This window comes from Brooklawnia cerclae, assembly GCF_011758645.1.
Lineage (GTDB): Bacteria > Actinomycetota > Actinomycetes > Propionibacteriales > Propionibacteriaceae > Brooklawnia > Brooklawnia cerclae.
On sequence record NZ_JAAMOZ010000006.1, the window covers coordinates 32520 to 50822 of the forward strand.

Here is an 18303-nt window from a genome sequence, read left to right on the forward strand (position 1 = left end):
AACGTCCAGAAGGAATGAGTAGATGACCGACATCCCACAGGGCCCCGGCGATTCCGGGCAGCCGGGCGAGCGTCCCGGTGACGACTCCACCAACCTGCCGGACGACATCCTGGGTGGTCAGGGCACCCAGCGTCCCAGGGGCAACCCGGCCGGCCAGGAAGACGCCTCCGGGGCGGACGTCATCGCCGAGCCCCGCAAGGGCATAGTCGAGCAGGTCGACCTCCAGTCCGAGGTGCAGTCGAGCTATCTCGAATACGCGATGAGCGTCATCGTCGGACGCGCGTTGCCCGATGTGCGTGACGGCCTCAAGCCGGTGCACCGGCGCGTCATCTACGCCATGTACGACGGCGGCTACCGCCCCGACCGCGGGTGGAACAAGTGCTCCCGCGTGGTCGGCGAGGTCATGGGTCTGTATCACCCCCACGGCGACTCGGCGATCTACGACACCCTGGTGCGCCTGGCGCAGCCGTGGGTGATGCGGGCACCGCTGGTGGCCGGTCAGGGCAACTTCGGCTCGGCGGGCAACGACCCGGCGGCGGCCATGCGGTACACCGAGTGCCGGATGGCACCGCTGGCCATGGAGATGGTCCGCGACATCGAGCAGAACACCGTCAACTTCCAGCCGAACTACGACAACCGCGAGACCGAGCCGGTCGTCCTGCCCGCACGCTTCCCGAACCTGCTGGTCAACGGCTCGTCCGGCATCGCGGTCGGCATGGCCACCAACATCCCGACACACAACCTGCGCGAGGTGAACGACGCCGTCCAGTGGGCGTTGCAGAACCCCGAGGCGTCCCAGGAGGAATTGCTCGACGCCTGCATGGCGCGCATCAAGGGACCGGACTTCCCCACCGGCGCGCTGATCGTCGGACGCCGGGGCATCGAGGACGCCTACCGCACCGGTCGCGGCTCGGTCACCATGCGCGCGGTGATCAACGTCGAGGAGGAGAAGAACGGCCGCACCTCGCTGGTCGTCACCGAGCTGCCCTACATGTGCAACCCGGACAACCTCGCGCAGAAGATCGCCGACCTGGTGAACTCAGGACGCCTCACGGGCATCGCCGACATCCGGGACGACACCTCGGCCCGCACCGGGCAGCGGCTGGTCATCGTCCTGAAGCGGGACGCGCAGCCGCGCGTGGTGATGAACAACCTGTACAAGCACACCCAGCTGCAGGACACCTTCGGCTGCAACATGCTGGCGCTGGTGGAGGACGTGCCGCGCACATTGCGGCTCGACCAGTTCGTGAAGTACTGGGTCGACCATCAACTCGACGTCATCCGCAGGCGCACGCAGTACCGGTTGGACGAGGCCGAGAAGCAGGCCCACATCTATCGCGGCCTGGTCAAGGCGCTCGACATGCTCGACGAGGTGATCGCGCTCATCCGGGCGTCTCGCGATGTCGACGTGGCCCGCGAGGGCCTCAAGGAACTGCTCGACGTGGACGACGTGCAGGCCACGTACATCCTCGACACCCAGTTGCGCCGCCTGGCGGCCATGGAACGCCAGAAGATCATCGACCGGCTGGCTGAGTTGGAACGGATCATCGCCGACCTCAAGGACATCCTGGCCAACGAGTCGCGGCGGCGTCAGATCGTCTCGACCGAACTGCAGGAGATCGTCGACCGCTACGGCGACGACCGGCGCACGCAGATCATCTCGGGCGAGGGTGACATGAGCGACGAGGACCTCATCCCCGACGAGGAGGTCGTCGTCACCCTGACTCGTGGCGGGTACATCAAGCGCACCGGGATCGACCAGTACCGGGTGCAGCGCCGCGGCGGCAGGGGTGTCCGCGGCACCACCCTGCGGGCCGAGGACGAGGTGGCCGACGTGTTCACCGCCATGAGCCACGACTGGGTGGTCTTCTTCACCACGATGGGGCGTGCCTACCGGGCGAAGGTGTGGCAGCTTCCCGAGGCGGGCCGGGATGCCCGCGGGGGCCACGTCGCCGGGCTGCTGAGTTTCCTGCCCGACGAACAGATCGCCCAGGACATCGTCCTGCGCAGTTATGAGGACGCCGAATACCTGGTGCTGGCCACCCGAAAGGGACTGATCAAGAAGACGGCGCTGTCGTCCTACGACTCGCCGCGGGCCGCCGGGCTCATCGCGGTCAACTTCCGCGACGAGGACGACGAACTGATCGGTGCGGCGCTGGTGAACTCGTCCGACGACCTGCTGCTGATCAGCCGCAAGGGGCAGGGCATCCGTTTCCACGCCGACGACGAGCAGGTGCGCCCGATGGGCCGGACGACCTCGGGGGTCACGGGCATGCGGTTCCGCGAGGACGACGAGCTGCTCAGCATGGCGGTCATCCCGGCCGACGTGGACGATCAGAGCCAGTTCGTGTTCACGGTGACCGACGAGGGTTACGCCAAGCGCACGCCGGTCAGCGATTTCAAGGTGCAGGGCCGGGGTGGCCTGGGCGTCCGTGCGATGAGGCTGAACAACGAGCGGGGCGCTCTCATCTCCGCTCTCGTCGTGAACGATGACGACGAGGTGATCTCCATCAAGAGCTCGGGACAGGTGATTCGCAGCGCCGTGGCGGATGTGTCGCCGACCGGGCGTGACACCATGGGTGTGAAGTTCGTGGGTATCCGTGGGGACGATCAGGTGGTCGCCGTGACCGTGAACCCCGAGCGTCAGGCCGTTGACCTGGAGGACGGGGACGAGCCGGACGACGGGGAGCAGGCGCCGACCGAGGAAGAGTTCGCTGCGGACGATGCAACGGCAGCCACTACTCTTGAACTCGACCCGACCGCTGACCCGGAGGCGACCGATGAGTGACCAGGAACGCAGTATCTCCACGATGGTGCAGCGACGGACCGTGCCCGGTGGGCCCGGAGGTGCGTCAACCGTAGCCAGGCCGCGTGATCGGCAGGCCGCGGCACAGATTCCGGGAGCGGGCGTCGGGACGCCCCGTCCGCGTACCGGCAGGGTGAAGGTGAGCGGGGGGCAGCTTCGTCCCGCCAGGAAGGCGCGGCTGCGCATCGCACGGCTCGATCCGTGGTCGGTCATGAAGACCGCGCTGATGTTCTCGGTGGCCGCAGCCATCATCCTGTTCGTCGCGGTGGCTCTGTTGTGGACGGTCGTCGAGGGGTCCGGTGCTCTCGACCAGCTGCAGGAGACACTGAACGCGCTGTTCGGCAACCCCGACGGGTCGGGGCGTGTGGAGGTGAGCGCCTACATCGACCGGTGGCGTGTGCTCGGCTTCACGGCGATCGTCTGCGGCATCAACGTGATTCTGCTCACCGCTCTGGCGACGCTCGGCTCGTTCCTCTACAACCTGTCCAGCTCGGTGCTCGGTGGCCTCGAGGTGACCTTGGCGGAGGACTGATCGTCCCATCCGGAACGCAGGAACGCGGCCACTCCCCGATCCGGGGAGGGCCGCGTTCTTATGTGTGGGAGCGGGTCCGCTCAGCGAGTCACTTGAGGAACTCGAGGCGCCACGGGTAGCGGTAGTTCTCGCCGTTGGCGGTCTTCACCGCGGCGAGGATGCCCATGACGATCGAGCAGATGACGGCGGCGATCACGAGGACGACGCCGACGGGGATCAGGATGATGGTGAGGCACAGCAGGCCGCCGACGACCGCGGCGATCCACATGGTCACTTGGAAGTTGAACGCTTCGGCGGCTTGTGACCGCACCCACGGGGAGCGGTTGCGGTAGATGAACCAGGCGACGAGTGGCCCGACGATGGCGAGCCAGCCGGCGGACACGAACGACGAGATGGGGCCCGCCAGGTGCGACAGGACGGCAGCCGTGCGCTCCTCGTCAGGGGAGACGCCGGCGCTCGGGGTGGAGAAGTTGGTCATGAGGCCAGTGTGCGGGCATCCGGTGCCGTAGGGAAGGGGTTCTGGGGACCGCTCAGGGCCGGTTCCGGGTCTGATGAGGTCGGCTCCCCGGGTGCGCGGGACGACTCGAAGTTGAGCCATGGGCGGCGCGTGCGGTAACGTACAACTTCGGCACCGCGATCGCGGCTGTCGGTTTGGGCCTATAGCTCAGTCGGTTAGAGCGCTTCCCTGATAAGGAAGAGGTCACTGGTTCAAGTCCAGTTAGGCCCACCGGTTAACTTCTTAGCCAAGTGGCACCTAATCCTTTGCAGCTTCAGCTACTCGCCCAGTTTCGTGGGGCAAATGTGGGGCAAGACGCAGCGATGCACCCTGTGAAGGGTGGGGACCAGACGGCGAATGTGAGTAGCCTAAGCGGTCGGGTGCGCCAAGAGTTGTTCGCGCATCGTCGTCGGCCGACCGCATTGCCCAGACCGGAAGTACTGGTCGATGTTCGCGAGATCCTCGAGCAGCTCGGTCAGATCGATCGTCGATGAACGGTAGTAGCGGACGTCGATGCTTTGGCCGTGGAGCTCTAGGTACGGCTCGCGGATCGGCCGGTACAGCAGGCCGACGAGTTCGTTCACCCCAAATGGCTTCTCGCTTCCCCGCCGAGCCTGATGTTGCGTCGTGTAGCGGTCCTCCGGGGTCAGGTTGTGGTGGATTGCCTTCAGCGTCTTGAGATCGCCGAAGATCGGATCCGAGTAGATCGAACCGACGACGAGGTGATACGCAGAGTAGAAGTAGCAGACACCAGCCCACTCGTTGTTGGCCGCAGTTCTCAGCGCTTCGCCTACCTGCTGGTGCTGGCTGGCGCGCTCGACATGCTCAGCACACGAGAGTGTGCCTCGGTTCATACGTACGCGTAGGCGTAGGCGCCCTGTTCGGCAGACGCGCCGTTTTTGTCAACGTGATCTGAGAACAGGAATGAGAACGAGACGTCGTCATCCTCGAAGATGGGGTAGACACGGTCCATGACTCGCGCGATGGCTCGATGCCGCATGGCCCGGTCTGGATTGTGAAGCGTGATGTCGAAGATGACCGATCCGCTGTTTGGATCTAGTGTGACAGACAGGCCATTTAGAACGTCGCGTCCGATCGCGTTGACGGCATTCTCTCCGATGGAGGATACGAGTGCCTGGTCTGCGTCCATGACGGCGATGCTATATCAGGCGCCGGTATTGCGATAGTCGGTGAGCCGCACCTGCCGTCTGGTCGGTCTCCCCTCTTGCTCGGTGCGAACATCACGAGCGACGCGGTGGATGAACTGCTACCCGGTGCCGCGCCATGGCCTCCGCTCTCACCCTTATCGACCGGAGCGGCCGAGCCGATGCCTGTCGGGGACGATGTCGATAGTCCATTCGGAGTGGTCCACGTCAGGCCACGTCGTGTCCATATAGTCGACCACCTCCTGACGCGCCAGAGCGAGCGTCGCTGCCTGGGTGTGATGGTCCTCGTCGATCTCCAGTTCCCACCCGCCGGACCAGCGGGTGGCCTTCACCTCGATCTCTCTCATGCTTAGTCATTCTCGTCGGGTGTGAGGGCGTCGAGGAACGCGGTTCGGTGCTCCCGCTGTCGCGGCGTATCCTGCTCATCCAGGGCAGTAACTGCCGCAGCAGGGTCCTGTGCTCTTGGTAGTCGAGGACGGTCAGGCCGACCCTTGAGCAGGGAACCGATGGTCTCGCCTAGGCTGTGCGCCCACTCCTACGTCTTCGCGTTTTGTGATCGGTTTTGGAGACCGCCTTGGGCATGCGGACCGGCCCACGCCCTCAGATCTGCCAGTCGGGCTTGTTGTCGTAGGTGTGGCGGTAGTAGTCGGTCAGGGTGAGATCGGCGGCGGCCGCCTCGTCCACGACGACCGTCGCGTGGGGGTGGAACTGCAGGACCGACGCCGGACACATCGCGCTCACGGGGCCCTCGACCGCGGCGGCGACCGCGGCGGCCTTCGCGCTTCCCTGGGCGACCAGAACGATCCGGCGAGCGTCCATGATCGTGCCGAGGCCCTGCGTCAGGCAGTGCGTCGGCACATCGTCGAGCGAGTCGAAGAACCGGGCGTTGTCGGCGCGGGTGCGAGGGGTCAGCGTCTTGATCCGTGTGCGCGACGACAAGGAAGAACTCGGCTCGTTGAACCCGATGTGACCGTTGGCGCCGATCCCCAGGATCTGGATGTCCACCCCACCCGATGCCCGGATGGCGGCCTCATAGGCGTCGCAGGCCGCCGGGATTTCCGTGGCGCGTCCATCAGGAACGTGGACGCGAGCCGGGTCCATCCCCAGTCGGCGGGTGACTTCCCGATCTATCACGGCCGCGTAACTCTGGGGGTGTTCGGCGGGAATGCCGACGTACTCGTCCAGGGCGAATCCACTGGCGGCGGAGAAGTCGGTCGTGCCCGACGTGGCCTGCTCGGCCAGTTCGGCGTAGGTGCCGAGCGGTGACGACCCGGTGGCCAGACCGAGCACGGCCGTGGGCTTGGCGGTGACGACCCGCGCGATGAGTCGCGCTGCCACGCGAGCTCCGGCAGCCGAGTCAGGGACGATGACGATTTCCATGAGGATCAACCTTCCGCGATGAGAGGGGTTCGAGTGAACTGAGCGGACGCGCCGACGGCGGGCGCCGTCCGGGTGGGAGTGGTCGCTCCGGCCAGGGCCGCGCCGATCGCCCCGACTGGGACGTCGGACGGGATTCGCCGCAGGCGCTCGGAAAGACGCAGCGAGGCCAGGAAAGGGGAGGTGACGGCGTCCAACTGAGCGGAGACCAGGCCGAACAGATCGTCCCCGACCTGGCTGAGGCCTCCGCCGAGGATGATCCGGGACGGGTCCATCGTCAGTGCGACGATCTGCACCGCGCGTGCGATACCCGAGATCACCACGGAACGCACGTCGCGGGCGGCGGGGTCACCGGCTGCGGCTCGTGCGAACAGGTCACGTGCGGGCACGGGGTCGGGGGTGGGCCACAGCCGGGCGACGGCCGATCCGGAGGCGATCGTCTCCAGGCACCCGACCTGCCCGCATCCGCACAGCACGCCGTCGGGGTCCACAGGTATGTGGCCGATCTCGCCGGACGCGCCGGACAGCCCGCGAACCAGTCGTCCGCCGACGACCCATCCGGCCGCGAGACCGGTGCCGAGGTTGAGCAAGGCGATGACCTCGTCCGGCTGTCCGTCGGAATCGGTCATGGCTGCCGCCGCCAGGGCGGCCGCGTTGACGTCGTTCTCGACGCGCACCGGCAGGTGGAGGCGCTCGGTCAGGATGGTCGCGAGATCGAGATCGACGACGCCGAGGTTGACCGCCTGGCGCACCCGGCCCGCGGAGTCCACCGTTCCGGGGATGCCCACTCCGACCGTGGCCGGGCCGGGCGCATCGGGCAGCACGGCGGCGACCGCCGAGCAGATGCCGTCGACCACGGCGACGGTCCCCTGCTGGGTGTCGCGCCGGAACCGGTCCGCCACGGCACCGTCGGCATCCAGGCGGACGACCTCGATCTTCGTGCCGCCGACGTCGACGCCGATGCGAGGGGTCACGCCTTCGAGAAGGGTCATCTCACGCTTTCCATGGGCTCACCGCAACCGTTCGTGCTTTCATACGTGTTCCTAACATATCAACCAAATGAGAAGGTACTCCCTTGTCACGACATGTGGAAACAAGGGAAAAGGCATTGCCAAGCACCTGTCTTGTGGTTATCGTTTGGGTGATAAGGCTAGTCCGGGGATGTTAACCAGACGAACTAAATACTCAGCCGGCTGTCATGGCCGGTTGAAGAGGGGATCGGTCGGATGACCGGGGACGACAGGCAGGTCGGGGCCGGCCACGACCTGACCCCGCACCCTGGCGTCCCGGCACCGATGGCCTCCCTTTCGGGAGAGCGCTCCCCGTTCGTCCCCCGGCGGAAAGCCAACCCGGCTGATGTGCGTCGGCACAATCGGAGCCTGATCCTGCAGGTCCTGTTCCCGCGGGAGCGGCTGTCGCGAGCCGACCTGGCCCGGGCGACGGGCCTGACCAGGGTCGTCGTGTCCGACGTGGTCTCCGGTCTGCTGGACGAGGGGCTGGTCGTGGAGACGGGCCGGACGCGCGAATCGCGTCCCGGCAAGCCCGGCACACTGCTGAGGCTCGACGCCGAGGCCCGGCAGATCGTCGCCGTCGACCTGTCCCAGCCGGCGGTGCTCCGCGGGGCGATCACCAATCTGCTGGGCCAGACGGTCCATCGCGACGAACTGACCGCCGAGGTCGGCCCCGCAGGGCTCGACCCGGCCCTGGTCGTGGAACTGTGCCGACGGCTGGTGGCTCGTGCGGACGCTCCCCTGCTCGGCATCGGCATAGCCAGCCCCGGAACGGTCGACGCCGACGGGGTGGTGCTGGCCGCGTCCAACTTCGGTTGGGACCATGTCGACCTGGCGGGTCTCGTCACCGGCGCCACCGGGGTGCCGACCGGCGTCCACAACGATGCGAACAGCGCGGCCCTGGCCGAGAGGCAGTTCGGCCAGGGATCGGCGGACATGCTCTTCGTCCAGATCGCCCGCGGTGTCGGGGCCGGAGTCATGGTGGACGACCGGATCATCACGGGGGCCGCCCACGCGGCTGGCGAGATCGGGCACGTGGTGATCGACCCGCAGGGGCCTGCCTGTAGTTGCGGCAAACGCGGCTGCCTGGAGACCGAGGTGTCTGTTCCAGCCCTGTCAGAGGCGATCCGGCGCGAGCCCGGCCGTCGCGCCGAGATCATTCGTGCGGCAGCGGAGCGGCTGGGCGGCGCGCTCGCGATGGCGGTAGGAGTGCTGGACCTGCCCGAAGTGGTCGTCCTGGGGCCGCCGGCCATCGTCAACGACGATTTCCTGAGCGCCGCGGAGGCCGCTGTCAACCTCCGGCTCCGGTCGGGGCTCCGCAGCCGGATCGTCGTGCGGCGATCGCATCTCGGCGAGGACATCGTGCTGGCCGGCGAGAGTGCGGCCGTCCTCCGGGAACGGATCGGAGTGATCTGAAACGCGGAAGCCCGGATGCCGACGACCGCGCGTCCCCTATACACGTCATCACCACCACACAGGAAGGTTCCCGGGAATGACCGGAGTCGAGACAATCGCGGTTCCCAGGCAGGAGGAGCCCGCCGGGACGATTGTGCTGCGCGGACGCGTGGTCACACCCGAGGAGGTGATCGACGACGGAGTGGTCGAGCTTCGCGGCGGACTGATCGGCTACGTCGGGCCCGCGGCCGGGGCGACGACTGCCGGGACGATACCCGCTGGTCGTCCCGTGACGATCCTGCCCGGGCTGGTCGACGTGCACTGCCACGGCGGGGGCGGCGAGGGCTTCCCCGACGCGACGACCGCCGAACAGGCGATGACGGCGGTGCGTGAGCACCGGCGCCACGGCACGACATCACTGGTCGCCTCGCTGGTCACCGCCGCGCCGGAGACCCTGCGCACTCGCGTCGCCCTGCTGTCCGGGCTGGCCGAGGCGGGTGAACTGGCGGGCATCCACTGTGAGGGCCCGTTCCTGTCCACCGCGCGGTGCGGTGCTCAGGATCCGGCGCTCATCCAGTGTCCGGACGCGGACCTCACCCGCGAACTCATCGAACTGGGTCGAGGTCATCTGGTGACGATGACCGTCGCCCCCGAGGCACCCGGCGCCCTGGACGACGGGGGCGTCGTCGACACCCTGATCGACGGTGGTGCGCTGCCCTCGTACGGCCACACCGATGCCGGTCATGGCGAGACCGCCCGTGGCATCGCGCGGGCGTGCCAGCGCCTCGCCGCCGACCCCAGCGCCCGGTCGACCCGGCCGACGATCACCCACCTGTTCAACGGCATGCGCCCGCTCGCCCACCGCGAGGAGGGGCCAGTGCTGGACGCGCTGTCGGCCGCGTCCGGCGGGCAGGTCGTCGTCGAACTGATCGGTGACGGGGTGCATCTTCACCCCGCGGTGGTGCGCGAGGTCTTCGGGATGGTGGGAGCCGACGGCATCGTCCTCGTCACGGACGCGATGGCCGCGGCCGGCATGGCCGACGGGGCCTACCGTCTCGGGTCGATGGCGGTCGTCGTCCGCGACGGCGTGGCCCGGTTGGACGACGGGAATGGCAACGGCGGCGCGATCGCCGGTGGCACGGCCCATCTGATCGATGTCGTGCGGTCGACCGTCGCCGGAGGCGTGGGGCTGGTCGAGGCCGTGCGGTCCGCGTCCGTCACCCCGGCCCGGGTGCTGGGCCGAACCGACGTCGGAGCACTGCGCACCGGGATGCGCGCCGACGTCGTGGTCACCGACGCCGACCTGCGGGTTGAGCAGGTGTATCGGGGCGGCACCCTGGTCGGCTGACCGAAGTGGAGGACGCGGCGTCGCTGTCGCCCATCCGTCCGATCGACGGTGACCCGGGCCCGGGCGAGCATCGGGCGACTGGAAGGTCCTAGGCTGGCGAGCAGCTGTGCTCCACCTGCAAGTGTCCAGCCAAGCCCTGGAAAGGGGCGTGTCGTGAAGCGACTGTTCCGCGGCGTGTTCGTGGTGATCGGTGTCGTCCTGCTGGTGGCCTACACCATCGCGTGGGTGCAGGGAGGACCGGGTCCGCTGGCGTACCTCGTGGGAAAGCTGCTCGACGTCCCCGACCAGAGGCCTCCGGCGCTTGTCGCCCCCGCGACGGACTGGCCGGTGGTCGGCGATCTCGGAGTCGCCGAGTTCAGCCCCGACATAGCGGGCGTCGCGGCCGCGACCACCCTGACCGATCCTGCGTCGCGGCTGTTCGCGGCGACGCAGCCGACGCTCACCACCGATGAGGCCGTGCTGCGCGAGGGCTGCAAGGGGGCGCGTTTTCCCCTGCCGGGCAGCCGGTTGAGTGGTTGCTTCGCCCCTGGCGTGCCCGAGGGCCGGATTTACGCTCAACGGGTCGACAATCCCGAGCTGGCGGGCACGAGCGAGGTGACCCTCGCCCACGAACTCCTGCATGCGGTCTGGGACCGGATGAACGCCGAACAGCGGGCCGCGCTGGAGGCCCCGCTCGAGGCGGTGTTCGCGCAGGGTGAGCCCGTGGAACGGGTCGAGTTGCTCACCGCCTACCGTGACACCGACCGGGAGCGCTACCTCACCGAGCTGCACAGCCACATCGGCACCGAGGTGCGGGTGCTGCCACCGGAACTGGAGGAGCACTACGCCGGCGTCTTCGCGGACCGGCAGGTGGTCGTCGGGCTCTGGGAGCAGTCGAACCGGTCGGTCCAGGCGCGGGAGGCCGATCTGGAGGCCCGGTACGCGCAGCTGGAGGCGCAGGGTGATCAGACTCAGGCCGAGAGCGAGGCACTGCAACAGCTCGACCAGGTACGGCAGGCGGAGGCCGAGGAACTCAACGCCCAGTTCACCCAGCTCGATGTGCGGGACGCCGATGCCGTCGACGCGTACAACAGTCGTGTCGGTCAGTTCAAAGCCGACATGGCAGCGGATCAGCAACGCTACGCGGCTCTCGGAGAGGCGATCGGTGCCTACAACGCGGCCGCCGACGAGTACGATCGGCTCGCCGGTGAGCTGACCAGCCTCTACGACCAACGTGGGATCAACTGGGGATGAACGCCTCGACATGACGCTCGCGTGAACTTTTCGCTTCGCGGGAATCGAATGCGGGTCCATCCCGTTGGATCGGTGGCGTGCACGTCACGCCGTTCACCATGCGACATCCGAGGGGTGATCTCCTCCCCTCCAATCATCAGGAGCCCCATGACCCCCACCGGCACCCCTCGTGCCCATGGCGAGCAGATCGATCCGGCGGGCATGCGGGTCATCTGGCTGCTGCTCGTCGCGGCGTTCGTCGCGATCCTCAACGAGACGACGATGGGGATCGCCATCCCCGTCCTCAACGAGGACCTCGGCTTGCCGCCCGAGCTCGGACAGTGGTTGACAAGCGCTTTCATGCTCACTATGGCGATCGTGATTCCCACGACCGGCTTCCTGCTCCGACGGTTCACGACGCGTCAGGTGTTCCTCGCCGCGATGTCCGCGTTCTCGCTGGGGACGCTGCTGTGTGTCGTCGCGCCCGGGTTCGCGTTCCTGCTGTTCGGCCGGGTCGTCCAGGCCGCCGGAACCGGCGTCATGATGCCGCTGCTGATGACGACGATCATGGACGTGGCCCCGCTCCACTCGCGGGGGCGGATCATGGGACGTGCGAGCCTGGTCATCTCGCTCGCACCGGCGATCGGTCCGACCCTGTCCGGCGCGGTGCTCGACTCGTTGGGGTGGCGGTGGCTGTTCCGCATCATCCTGCCGATCGCGCTCCTCGCGCTCCTCGCGGGCGCACGGTGGATGACCAACCTCGGCGACACCGTGCGGGCGCCGATCGACGTGCTCTCGATCGTGGCGTCGGCGTTCGCGTTCGGGGGGATCGTGTACGGGCTCAGCCAACTCGGTGGCGGCGAGGGCGCCGGTACGGGTGCCGACGCGAGTGGCCAGGGGGTTTCGGCGTCCACCGTCGCGACGATCGCCCTTGTCGCGGGCGGTGTGATGCTCGGCTTGTTCGCGTGGCGGCAGCTGTCGCTTCAGCGCCACGACCGGGCGCTGCTCGACCTGCGCGTGTTCCGGTCGGGGATCTTCACCCTCTCGGTGATCATGATGTCGGCGCTCGCGTTGTCGATGTTCGGGACACTCACGTTGCTGCCGCAGTACCTGCAGAACGTCGTGGGGCTGGATCCGCTGCAGGCAGGGGTCATCCTGCTGCCCGGCTCCGTGCTCATGGGGCTCCTCGGCCCGGTGATGGGCCGTGGGTACGACGCCCGAGGCCCGAGGCCGCTGCTCATCCCCGGCTCGATCCTCGTCGCGGCCTCCTTGTTCTACTACGCGACGGTCACCGAGACCACGGTGTGGTGGGTGCTCATGCTCGTGCAGACCGGCATGTCGGTCGGCATGGCCATGTCGTTCACCCCGTTGTTCTCCGCGTCGCTCGGTTCACTGCAGCGCCGCCTGTACTCCCATGGCTCTGCCGTGCTCAGCACGCTGCAGCAGGTGGCGGGTGCCGCGGGGGTGGCTATCCTCATCGCGATCTACTCGACCGCACTCCACGACGGGGCGCGCGACGGTGTGACCACCGCGATCGCCGGCGCGTCGGGTGCGCGGACGGCGTTCCTCGCTGCGGCCTTCGTCTCGCTCCTGGCCGCTGCCCTGTCGTTCTTCGTCCGCAAGCCCGAGGAGCCGGACGAGGTGACCTCGGAACTCGTGCGCTGACAGGCTCCGGGCGGGGATGCGAGCCACACCCCCGCTAGCTGTGTAATCTTAAGTTCCTAAGGTTACATATGATCCTTCTGCGCGAAACGAAAGCGGAGAGCCATGGCATCGTGGGACGAGAATCGATGGGAGTCGTCTATCGAATCGGGCCTGCCACGTAGAGATCGGCGCTCAGGGCAATTTCGAACCTACGTACCGGACGAGCTTGTCGCGAGTCCGCTCGTGTTGCCCCGTGATGTGGACGACTTGATCAGCCAGGCCGAACGGAGTGTCCGTGGTCTGAATGGCGACGCCCACGACTTAGCAGGCGTGTCGCGGTTTCTGCTCCGATCTGAAGCGATCGCTTCCTCACGGATCGAAGGCATCGCTCCGTCGGTCGGCCAGGTCGCTCTGGCCGAACTCGGTGCGCAAGAGGCGGTTCCGGATGTCAGCGCCCAGGCGCGCCTGGTAGCGAACAATATGACGATCGTGCAGGACGCCAGGACCGCTCTGGTCGACGCCGACCGTGTTGCAGTCCAGCACTTGGTGGATCTGCACGCCGCCCTGCTGCCAGGGGAACCGCAGCACTACGGGATCCGTACGGTGCAGAACTGGATCGGCGGGTCCGATCATCACCCACTTGACGCGGATTTTGTCCCGCCAGTGGCCTCACGCGTTCCCTTGCTGCTGGATGATCTCGTCGCGTATCTCAACGGCGCTGGGCACTCGCCCATCGTTCAGGCCGGGCTGGTCCACGCTCAGTTCGAGACCATCCATCCGTTCACGGACGGCAACGGACGTGTGGGGCGGGCGCTGATCCACACCGTCCTCACCCGGCGTGGTCTCACGACTCAAGCGGTGCTCCCTGTGAGCCTCGTCCTGTCAACGCTGCGTTCGGACTACGTCGCGGGTCTGACCGCCTATCGGCATTCGCACACCACTGGGTCGGCCGCGTCTCACCAGGCGCGTGCCGAATGGCTGCGCGTGTTCGCCCGCGCTGTCATCACCGCCAGTGAACAGGCCGGGCATCTCGGAGCTCAGCTTGCCGAACTCCGTCGTGAATGGGCGGAGAGATTGGCCGATACTAGGGCGGAACGCGGTCACGCGCGGGCCGTGCGCGGAGATTCTGCCACCGCGCAGATTCTGCGAGACCTTCCCGGGTCGCCGGTGTTGACCAGCGCGACTGTTCAGCGAATTCACGGCGTATCCCATGTAGCTGCGGGACGTGCTCTCGACGAACTCGTCGCAGCGCGCATTCTGCATGTCCGTGACCGTCGGGGCACGAGGTTCTATCAGGCTCGTGAGGTGCTCGACCTCGTGACTTGGGCAGAACGACGCCTGGCCAGCACCAGGTTCGATACGCGAGCGAGCCCGCCGACCCGCCCTGTCCCAGCGCGCCCCTGAACGCGTCATGCCTGCTGACTCCCCAACCGATGACTTGGGCGGGACGGCTTGACCCTGCTCGGGCTCCTCGAAGTAGCGGAAGCCCACGATGAGCCTGTTGCGGGCGTCGTAGACGTTCGTGACGACGTACTCGATGTCGGTGTCGCACCGCTCGGCGATGCCCCTCGCCCGCGCGATCACGAGGCCCGGGTCGTCGAGGCGGCGTCCGAATCGTGATCGCCGAAGCCGGCCCACCAAAACGGTGGGACTACGCTATTGGCATCGCAGGGCCGTCGGTGAACAGGTCCGGGAGGGAAGTCTGGGACCACGTCCAGCATCGCAAAGCCACAGGCCCGGCTGTTCAACCGCCAATTCGTCCAACTGTGGATCATCAACGTCACGGCGATGCTGACGTACTACAGCCTGATGGTCAGCATCGGCCCATACGTCACCGAACGGTACGGGGCTTCCCCCGCCACGGCCGGTCTTGTGGCCGGGGTGACCGTCATCGGCATCCTCGTCGCGCGGGCGTTCTCGGGCTATCTGTGGACGAGGTTCACCTCGCGGCAGTTGCTGGCCGCCGGTGTCATCGCCATCGTCCCGGTGGTGGCGTGCTACGGCATCGACGGAGGGATCGGCCTCATCCTCGTCCTGCGGCTCGTGCACGGCCTGGGGGTGGGCCTGATCGGCACGGTCTCGAACACGGCTGTCGTCTTCACCCTGCCGCCCGCGCGACGGGGCGAGGGCATCGGGTATTTCACCCTCAGCAACATCGTCGCCACCGCCATCGGGCCGTTCGGGGCCTTGCTGATCGTCCACACGCTGGGTTATCGGCCACTCTTCTGGATCGAGGTCTTCGTCGCGGTGGCCGGCCTGCTCGCGGTGTGGTCCGTGCGCCCGGGCTCGATCCCGGGCCCGTCCGCGCAGGAACCCGTTCAGCCCGAAGGCTGGCTGACCACCATGATCGAGCCGGCCACCCTGCCGCTGTCGTTCGTCATGATGTGGGTGTCGTTCGGCTACGCCGCCATCAACGTCGACCTCGCCCTGATGACCGCCGAACGTGGCCTGAACGCGTACTCCAGCGTCTTCTTCCTCGTCTACGCGATCATCGTCCTGGCCTCGCGGCCGTGGGCGGGCAGGCTGATGGACGCACGCACCGAGCACCACATCGTCTATCCCGCCATGGCCGTCTTCGCCTGCGGGCTCGTCCTCATCGGCCAGGCGGCCACCGGGGCGGTACTGCTCGTCGCGGCGGCCCTGTGCGGGCTGGGCTTCGGCAACATCCAGTCCGCCTTCCAGACCGCCATTGCCCGCACCACGCCGCTGCGTCGGCTGGGGCAGGCCAACTCCACCTACTTCATCTTCTTCGACCTGACGCTGGGCGTCGGCCCCTATCTGCTCGGCCTGGTCATCCCCACCCTCGGCTACCGCCGCCTTTTCGATCTGCTGGCGGTCGTGGTCCTGGTGGGGATTCCGCTGTACTACGTGGCCTATCACGCCCGGCAGCGGTCCGCGATCGCCGCGTGAGCGCAGGCGGACGAAATTCCCAAGAATGCCGTGACGGCGTTGATCCGTGCGCAAGGTGCGGTTACGTTTCTTGCCAATACACCGATTCGGAGGATCGACATGACCGGCACCGCGCGGTTCCCTGCTGTCAGGGGCGTTTCCGTGGCCGCGCTCTCCTCCAGGTGTTGTTGCTGATCCGGCACGATTCTCCGCTCGCCCGAGGCATTTCCCTGGCTCGCTGAAACCCCCGACACCGGCTGCGCTGCTCTGCGAGTGCACCTGTTCGACCGGGCAGAAGGGCATACGGGTGTGGTTTCCCACGGTGCGGAGCGTCGTGATGAGGGGACGCGCGAAGAGCAGTTCTTCCGCCTTCTCCATCCGAATCTCCTGCGGTTATGACATGCGACCTGCGATACCCGAACGGGCCGGCGGGACGGCTGACAATTCTCCGTCGTCTCGACCCGGTCGACCAAAACCCCCGAGGAGACAAACATGACAAGCATCACGGCCCAGATCGAAGCGGACCTCAAGGAGCGCCCCGCGCCCGTCGCCACGGGCACGTTCCCGGAGGTCAACACCGAGCAGACCCCGGACGGTGCGTTCCGGCGTCAGCGCAACTGGTTCACCAAGAGGTTCGGCGACGGGCCGGGGCAGGTGCGTCCCGAGCCGGGCCGGTACTACCTGCTGGGGTCGACGGGGTGCGGCTGGAACCGCCGCCAGCTCATCATCCGGCGGCTGCTCGGGCTCACCGAGGCCCTGCCCTACGTGCTGCTCACGGGCCGTGACGAGCAGGGCTGGCGGCTGGCCGCCCACGGCCACGACCTGATCGACAGGTTCGGCAGTGACCAGCTCAACAGCTTCTACGAGCGGACCGATCCCGGCTACCGAGGCCGTGGCACGTCCCCGACGGTCATCGACCGCGAGACCGGCCTGGTGGTCACGAACAACTACCACCTCCTGGGGCTCGACCTCGAAACCGCCTGGAAGCCCTTCCATGCGCCGGGAGCGCCCGACCTGTACCCGGAAGACCTGCGTCCCGAGATCGACCTGCTCAACCAGCAACTCTTCGACGACATCAACAACGGCACCTACAAGGTGATCTTCGCCACGAACCCGGGAGCGGCGGCTGCGGCGAAGGGAATCTTCGAGGCCCGTCTGGCCGACTACGACTTCCGGTTGGCATCCCGGCGCTACCTGTTCGGCGACCGGCTGACCGACTCGGACGTGCGCCTGTTCCAGACCCTGTCGTCCTACGAGCGCAGCTACCGGCCCCGGATCGCCACCATTCTCGGTGAGGAGGAGACCGCCCACCTGCAGGACTACCCGAACCTGTGGGCCTACGCCCGCGACTTGTTCGCGAACGGGTTCGCCGACGAGCACGAGCAGTACTTCCTGGGGCTCGTGCCGGGGCCGTCGGGTGACCACCTCGCCGGAGGTTTCGTCCCCGACGGCTACCCCCTGCCTGATCCCGCGGACGACCTCGCCGCCTGGCGCCGGCCCCACGGCAGGGAGACGCTGACCGGTTCGCCGCTGTACTCCGGCCCTGGCGGTGGTGGCTCCTACGAGTTGTGGCACCTGTTGTGAGGCCCTTGTGAGGACGAAGACCACGACAGCGAGCGACCAGGACGCCCGATACATCCCCGACGACCTGCTGCGCTGGGACCTGGGATCCCGCCGGGTGCTACGCCTGGCGGACACGGACGAGTTCGACGAGGTCGCACGGGTGCTGCGGGAGGCGTTTGCCGCCGGAGGTGGGGCGAGGACCGGCGATCTCGCCGGACCCGGTGAGATCGAGGCCAGGTCGGCCACCCATCACGTGTGGGTGGCCGCCGAGCCAGGGCGCGTCCTCGGCGCGGTCCTGACTCCCAAGCCCCAGCACCACCACGGCCCGTACTTCACCTTCGACGCCTTGGGGGTCGGTGAGGCCGGGCGCGGTCTCGACCTCGACTGGCAACTCGTCCATCACAGCGTCGAACTCGCCCGGCGCTGGGGGTACGAGGCGGTCGAGATCCGTTCCAGCCCGCAGATGACCGCCGCCCATGCGCTGTACCGCCGCTACGGCTTCGTGCGTCGCGGCGAGCGCGAGACCGCCGCGGCCGACGAGGGCCCGCGTCCGTGCCTTCAGCCGGCCGGGGCTGCGGGGCGGGCTTCCGATCAGGTCTGAGCCGCCGCGGGGAGACCTCCTCAGGCACTCCTCGGGTGGAGCCGGAGCACCGGTTCCCCCGGTTCCGTGCGGAACTCACGCACGGGGACGACGCGGGCGCGCTCGGTGAGGTAGGCGGTCGCGGCGAACGCCACGAACGTCCAGAAGACCAGGGGAACCATGCTCACGAAGGTCTCGGTGACCTGCCCGGCAACCGCGTTGCGGAACGTGCTCAACGCGGCGTCCGTGGGCAGGAACGCCGCGAGGGACTGCAGCCAGGCCGGT

17 protein-coding genes and 1 tRNA gene are annotated in these 18303 nt (G+C 67.6%); 11 read left to right on the top strand and 7 right to left on the bottom strand.

Annotation, left to right across the window (positions count from 1 at the left end):
- The first annotated feature begins 22 nt into the window (after positions 1–22).
- Together gyrA and FB473_RS17485 are read left to right on the top strand one after the other, a co-directional pair.
- Entirely contained in the window at positions 23–2788 is a 2766-nt protein-coding gene (gene gyrA / locus FB473_RS17480) for a DNA gyrase subunit A (protein WP_167172148.1), read from the top strand.
- Positions 2781–3338, top strand: coding sequence for a DUF3566 domain-containing protein (locus FB473_RS17485; protein WP_243864111.1), 558 nt, complete (start codon positions 2781–2783; stop codon positions 3336–3338). Before gyrA ends, FB473_RS17485 begins: the two co-directional genes overlap by 8 nt.
- Before the next feature lie 88 nt (positions 3339–3426).
- Here the strand turns inward: FB473_RS17485 and FB473_RS17490 are convergent, their stop codons facing one another.
- On the bottom strand, positions 3427–3816 hold the full coding sequence (locus tag FB473_RS17490; RefSeq protein WP_167172151.1) for a DUF4870 domain-containing protein: 390 nt from the start codon (positions 3814–3816) through the stop codon (positions 3427–3429).
- Between the two features lie 175 nt (positions 3817–3991).
- Between FB473_RS17490 and FB473_RS17495 the strand changes: the two genes are divergently transcribed.
- Positions 3992–4065: transfer RNA gene (locus FB473_RS17495), tRNA-Ile, on the top strand.
- A gap of 137 nt (positions 4066–4202) precedes the next feature.
- Here FB473_RS17495 and FB473_RS17500 read toward each other — a convergent pair.
- The 5 genes from FB473_RS17500 to FB473_RS17520 form a co-directional block, all read right to left on the bottom strand.
- On the bottom strand, positions 4203–4688 hold the full coding sequence (locus tag FB473_RS17500; protein ID WP_167172154.1) for a hypothetical protein: 486 nt from the start codon (positions 4686–4688) through the stop codon (positions 4203–4205).
- Positions 4685–4984 carry a hypothetical protein gene (locus tag FB473_RS17505; protein WP_167172159.1) on the bottom strand — a complete coding sequence of 100 codons (300 nt, stop codon included), beginning with the start codon at positions 4982–4984 and terminating at the stop codon, positions 4685–4687. The genes FB473_RS17500 and FB473_RS17505 overlap by 4 nt, the downstream gene beginning before the upstream one ends.
- Before the next feature lie 153 nt (positions 4985–5137).
- Positions 5138–5347, bottom strand: coding sequence for a hypothetical protein (locus tag FB473_RS17510; RefSeq protein ID WP_167172162.1), 210 nt, complete (start codon positions 5345–5347; stop codon positions 5138–5140).
- 253 nt (positions 5348–5600) lie between these two features.
- Positions 5601–6380: a glucosamine-6-phosphate deaminase gene (gene nagB, locus FB473_RS17515; RefSeq protein WP_167172166.1), complete on the bottom strand. Its 780-nt coding sequence runs from the start codon at positions 6378–6380 to the stop codon at positions 5601–5603.
- 5 nt (positions 6381–6385) lie between these two features.
- On the bottom strand, positions 6386–7369 hold the full coding sequence (locus FB473_RS17520; protein ID WP_167172169.1) for an ROK family protein: 984 nt from the start codon (positions 7367–7369) through the stop codon (positions 6386–6388).
- Between the two features lie 234 nt (positions 7370–7603).
- On the opposite strand from FB473_RS17520, the gene FB473_RS17525 reads away from it, so the two are divergent.
- From FB473_RS17525 to FB473_RS18140, 8 genes are all read left to right on the top strand, one after another.
- A complete protein-coding gene (locus FB473_RS17525) occupies positions 7604–8803 on the top strand; it encodes an ROK family transcriptional regulator (protein WP_167172172.1) in 1200 nt (399 codons plus the stop codon).
- 76 nt (positions 8804–8879) lie between these two features.
- The gene (locus FB473_RS17530; RefSeq protein WP_167172175.1) at positions 8880–10130 is read left to right on the top strand and encodes an N-acetylglucosamine-6-phosphate deacetylase; all 1251 of its coding nucleotides are present in this window, start codon (positions 8880–8882) and stop codon (positions 10128–10130) included.
- 153 nt (positions 10131–10283) lie between these two features.
- Positions 10284–11363, top strand: a complete 1080-nt coding sequence (locus FB473_RS17535) for a hypothetical protein (RefSeq protein WP_167172179.1) — start codon at positions 10284–10286, stop codon at positions 11361–11363.
- 147 nt (positions 11364–11510) lie between these two features.
- Positions 11511–13007, top strand: a complete 1497-nt coding sequence (locus FB473_RS17540) for an MDR family MFS transporter (protein ID WP_167172183.1) — start codon at positions 11511–11513, stop codon at positions 13005–13007.
- A gap of 246 nt (positions 13008–13253) precedes the next feature.
- Positions 13254–14390 carry a Fic family protein gene (locus tag FB473_RS17545; RefSeq protein ID WP_208390914.1) on the top strand — a complete coding sequence of 379 codons (1137 nt, stop codon included), beginning with the start codon at positions 13254–13256 and terminating at the stop codon, positions 14388–14390.
- A gap of 369 nt (positions 14391–14759) precedes the next feature.
- Complete coding sequence (locus FB473_RS17550; RefSeq protein WP_341770164.1) at positions 14760–15896, top strand: MFS transporter; 1137 nt, start codon at positions 14760–14762, stop codon at positions 15894–15896.
- 471 nt (positions 15897–16367) lie between these two features.
- A complete protein-coding gene (locus tag FB473_RS17555) occupies positions 16368–17459 on the top strand; it encodes a glutathione S-transferase family protein (protein ID WP_167172193.1) in 1092 nt (363 codons plus the stop codon).
- 7 nt (positions 17460–17466) lie between these two features.
- Entirely contained in the window at positions 17467–18039 is a 573-nt protein-coding gene (locus FB473_RS18140) for a GNAT family N-acetyltransferase (protein ID WP_167172196.1), read from the top strand.
- A gap of 20 nt (positions 18040–18059) precedes the next feature.
- On the opposite strand, the gene FB473_RS17565 is transcribed toward FB473_RS18140, so the two are convergent.
- Positions 18060–18303: hypothetical protein (locus FB473_RS17565; RefSeq protein WP_167172200.1), on the bottom strand; the 244-nt coding region annotated here is incomplete at its 5' end.

Excerpts from the sequence above, each read along its gene's own strand:
- gyrA (WP_167172148.1), top strand. The coding sequence starts at position 23 with ATGACCGACATCCCACAGGGCCCCGGCGATTCCGGGCAGCCGGGCGAG.
- FB473_RS17485 (WP_243864111.1), top strand. The coding sequence starts at position 2,781 with ATGAGTGACCAGGAACGCAGTATCTCCACGATGGTGCAGCGACGGACC.
- FB473_RS17490 (WP_167172151.1), bottom strand. The coding sequence starts at position 3,816 with ATGACCAACTTCTCCACCCCGAGCGCCGGCGTCTCCCCTGACGAGGAG.
- FB473_RS17500 (WP_167172154.1), bottom strand. The coding sequence starts at position 4,688 with ATGAACCGAGGCACACTCTCGTGTGCTGAGCATGTCGAGCGCGCCAGC.
- FB473_RS17505 (WP_167172159.1), bottom strand. The coding sequence starts at position 4,984 with ATGGACGCAGACCAGGCACTCGTATCCTCCATCGGAGAGAATGCCGTC.
- FB473_RS17510 (WP_167172162.1), bottom strand. The coding sequence starts at position 5,347 with ATGAGAGAGATCGAGGTGAAGGCCACCCGCTGGTCCGGCGGGTGGGAA.
- nagB (WP_167172166.1), bottom strand. The coding sequence starts at position 6,380 with ATGGAAATCGTCATCGTCCCTGACTCGGCTGCCGGAGCTCGCGTGGCA.
- FB473_RS17520 (WP_167172169.1), bottom strand. The coding sequence starts at position 7,369 with ATGACCCTTCTCGAAGGCGTGACCCCTCGCATCGGCGTCGACGTCGGC.
- FB473_RS17525 (WP_167172172.1), top strand. The coding sequence starts at position 7,604 with ATGACCGGGGACGACAGGCAGGTCGGGGCCGGCCACGACCTGACCCCG.
- FB473_RS17530 (WP_167172175.1), top strand. The coding sequence starts at position 8,880 with ATGACCGGAGTCGAGACAATCGCGGTTCCCAGGCAGGAGGAGCCCGCC.
- FB473_RS17540 (WP_167172183.1), top strand. The coding sequence starts at position 11,511 with ATGACCCCCACCGGCACCCCTCGTGCCCATGGCGAGCAGATCGATCCG.
- FB473_RS17555 (WP_167172193.1), top strand. The coding sequence starts at position 16,368 with ATGACAAGCATCACGGCCCAGATCGAAGCGGACCTCAAGGAGCGCCCC.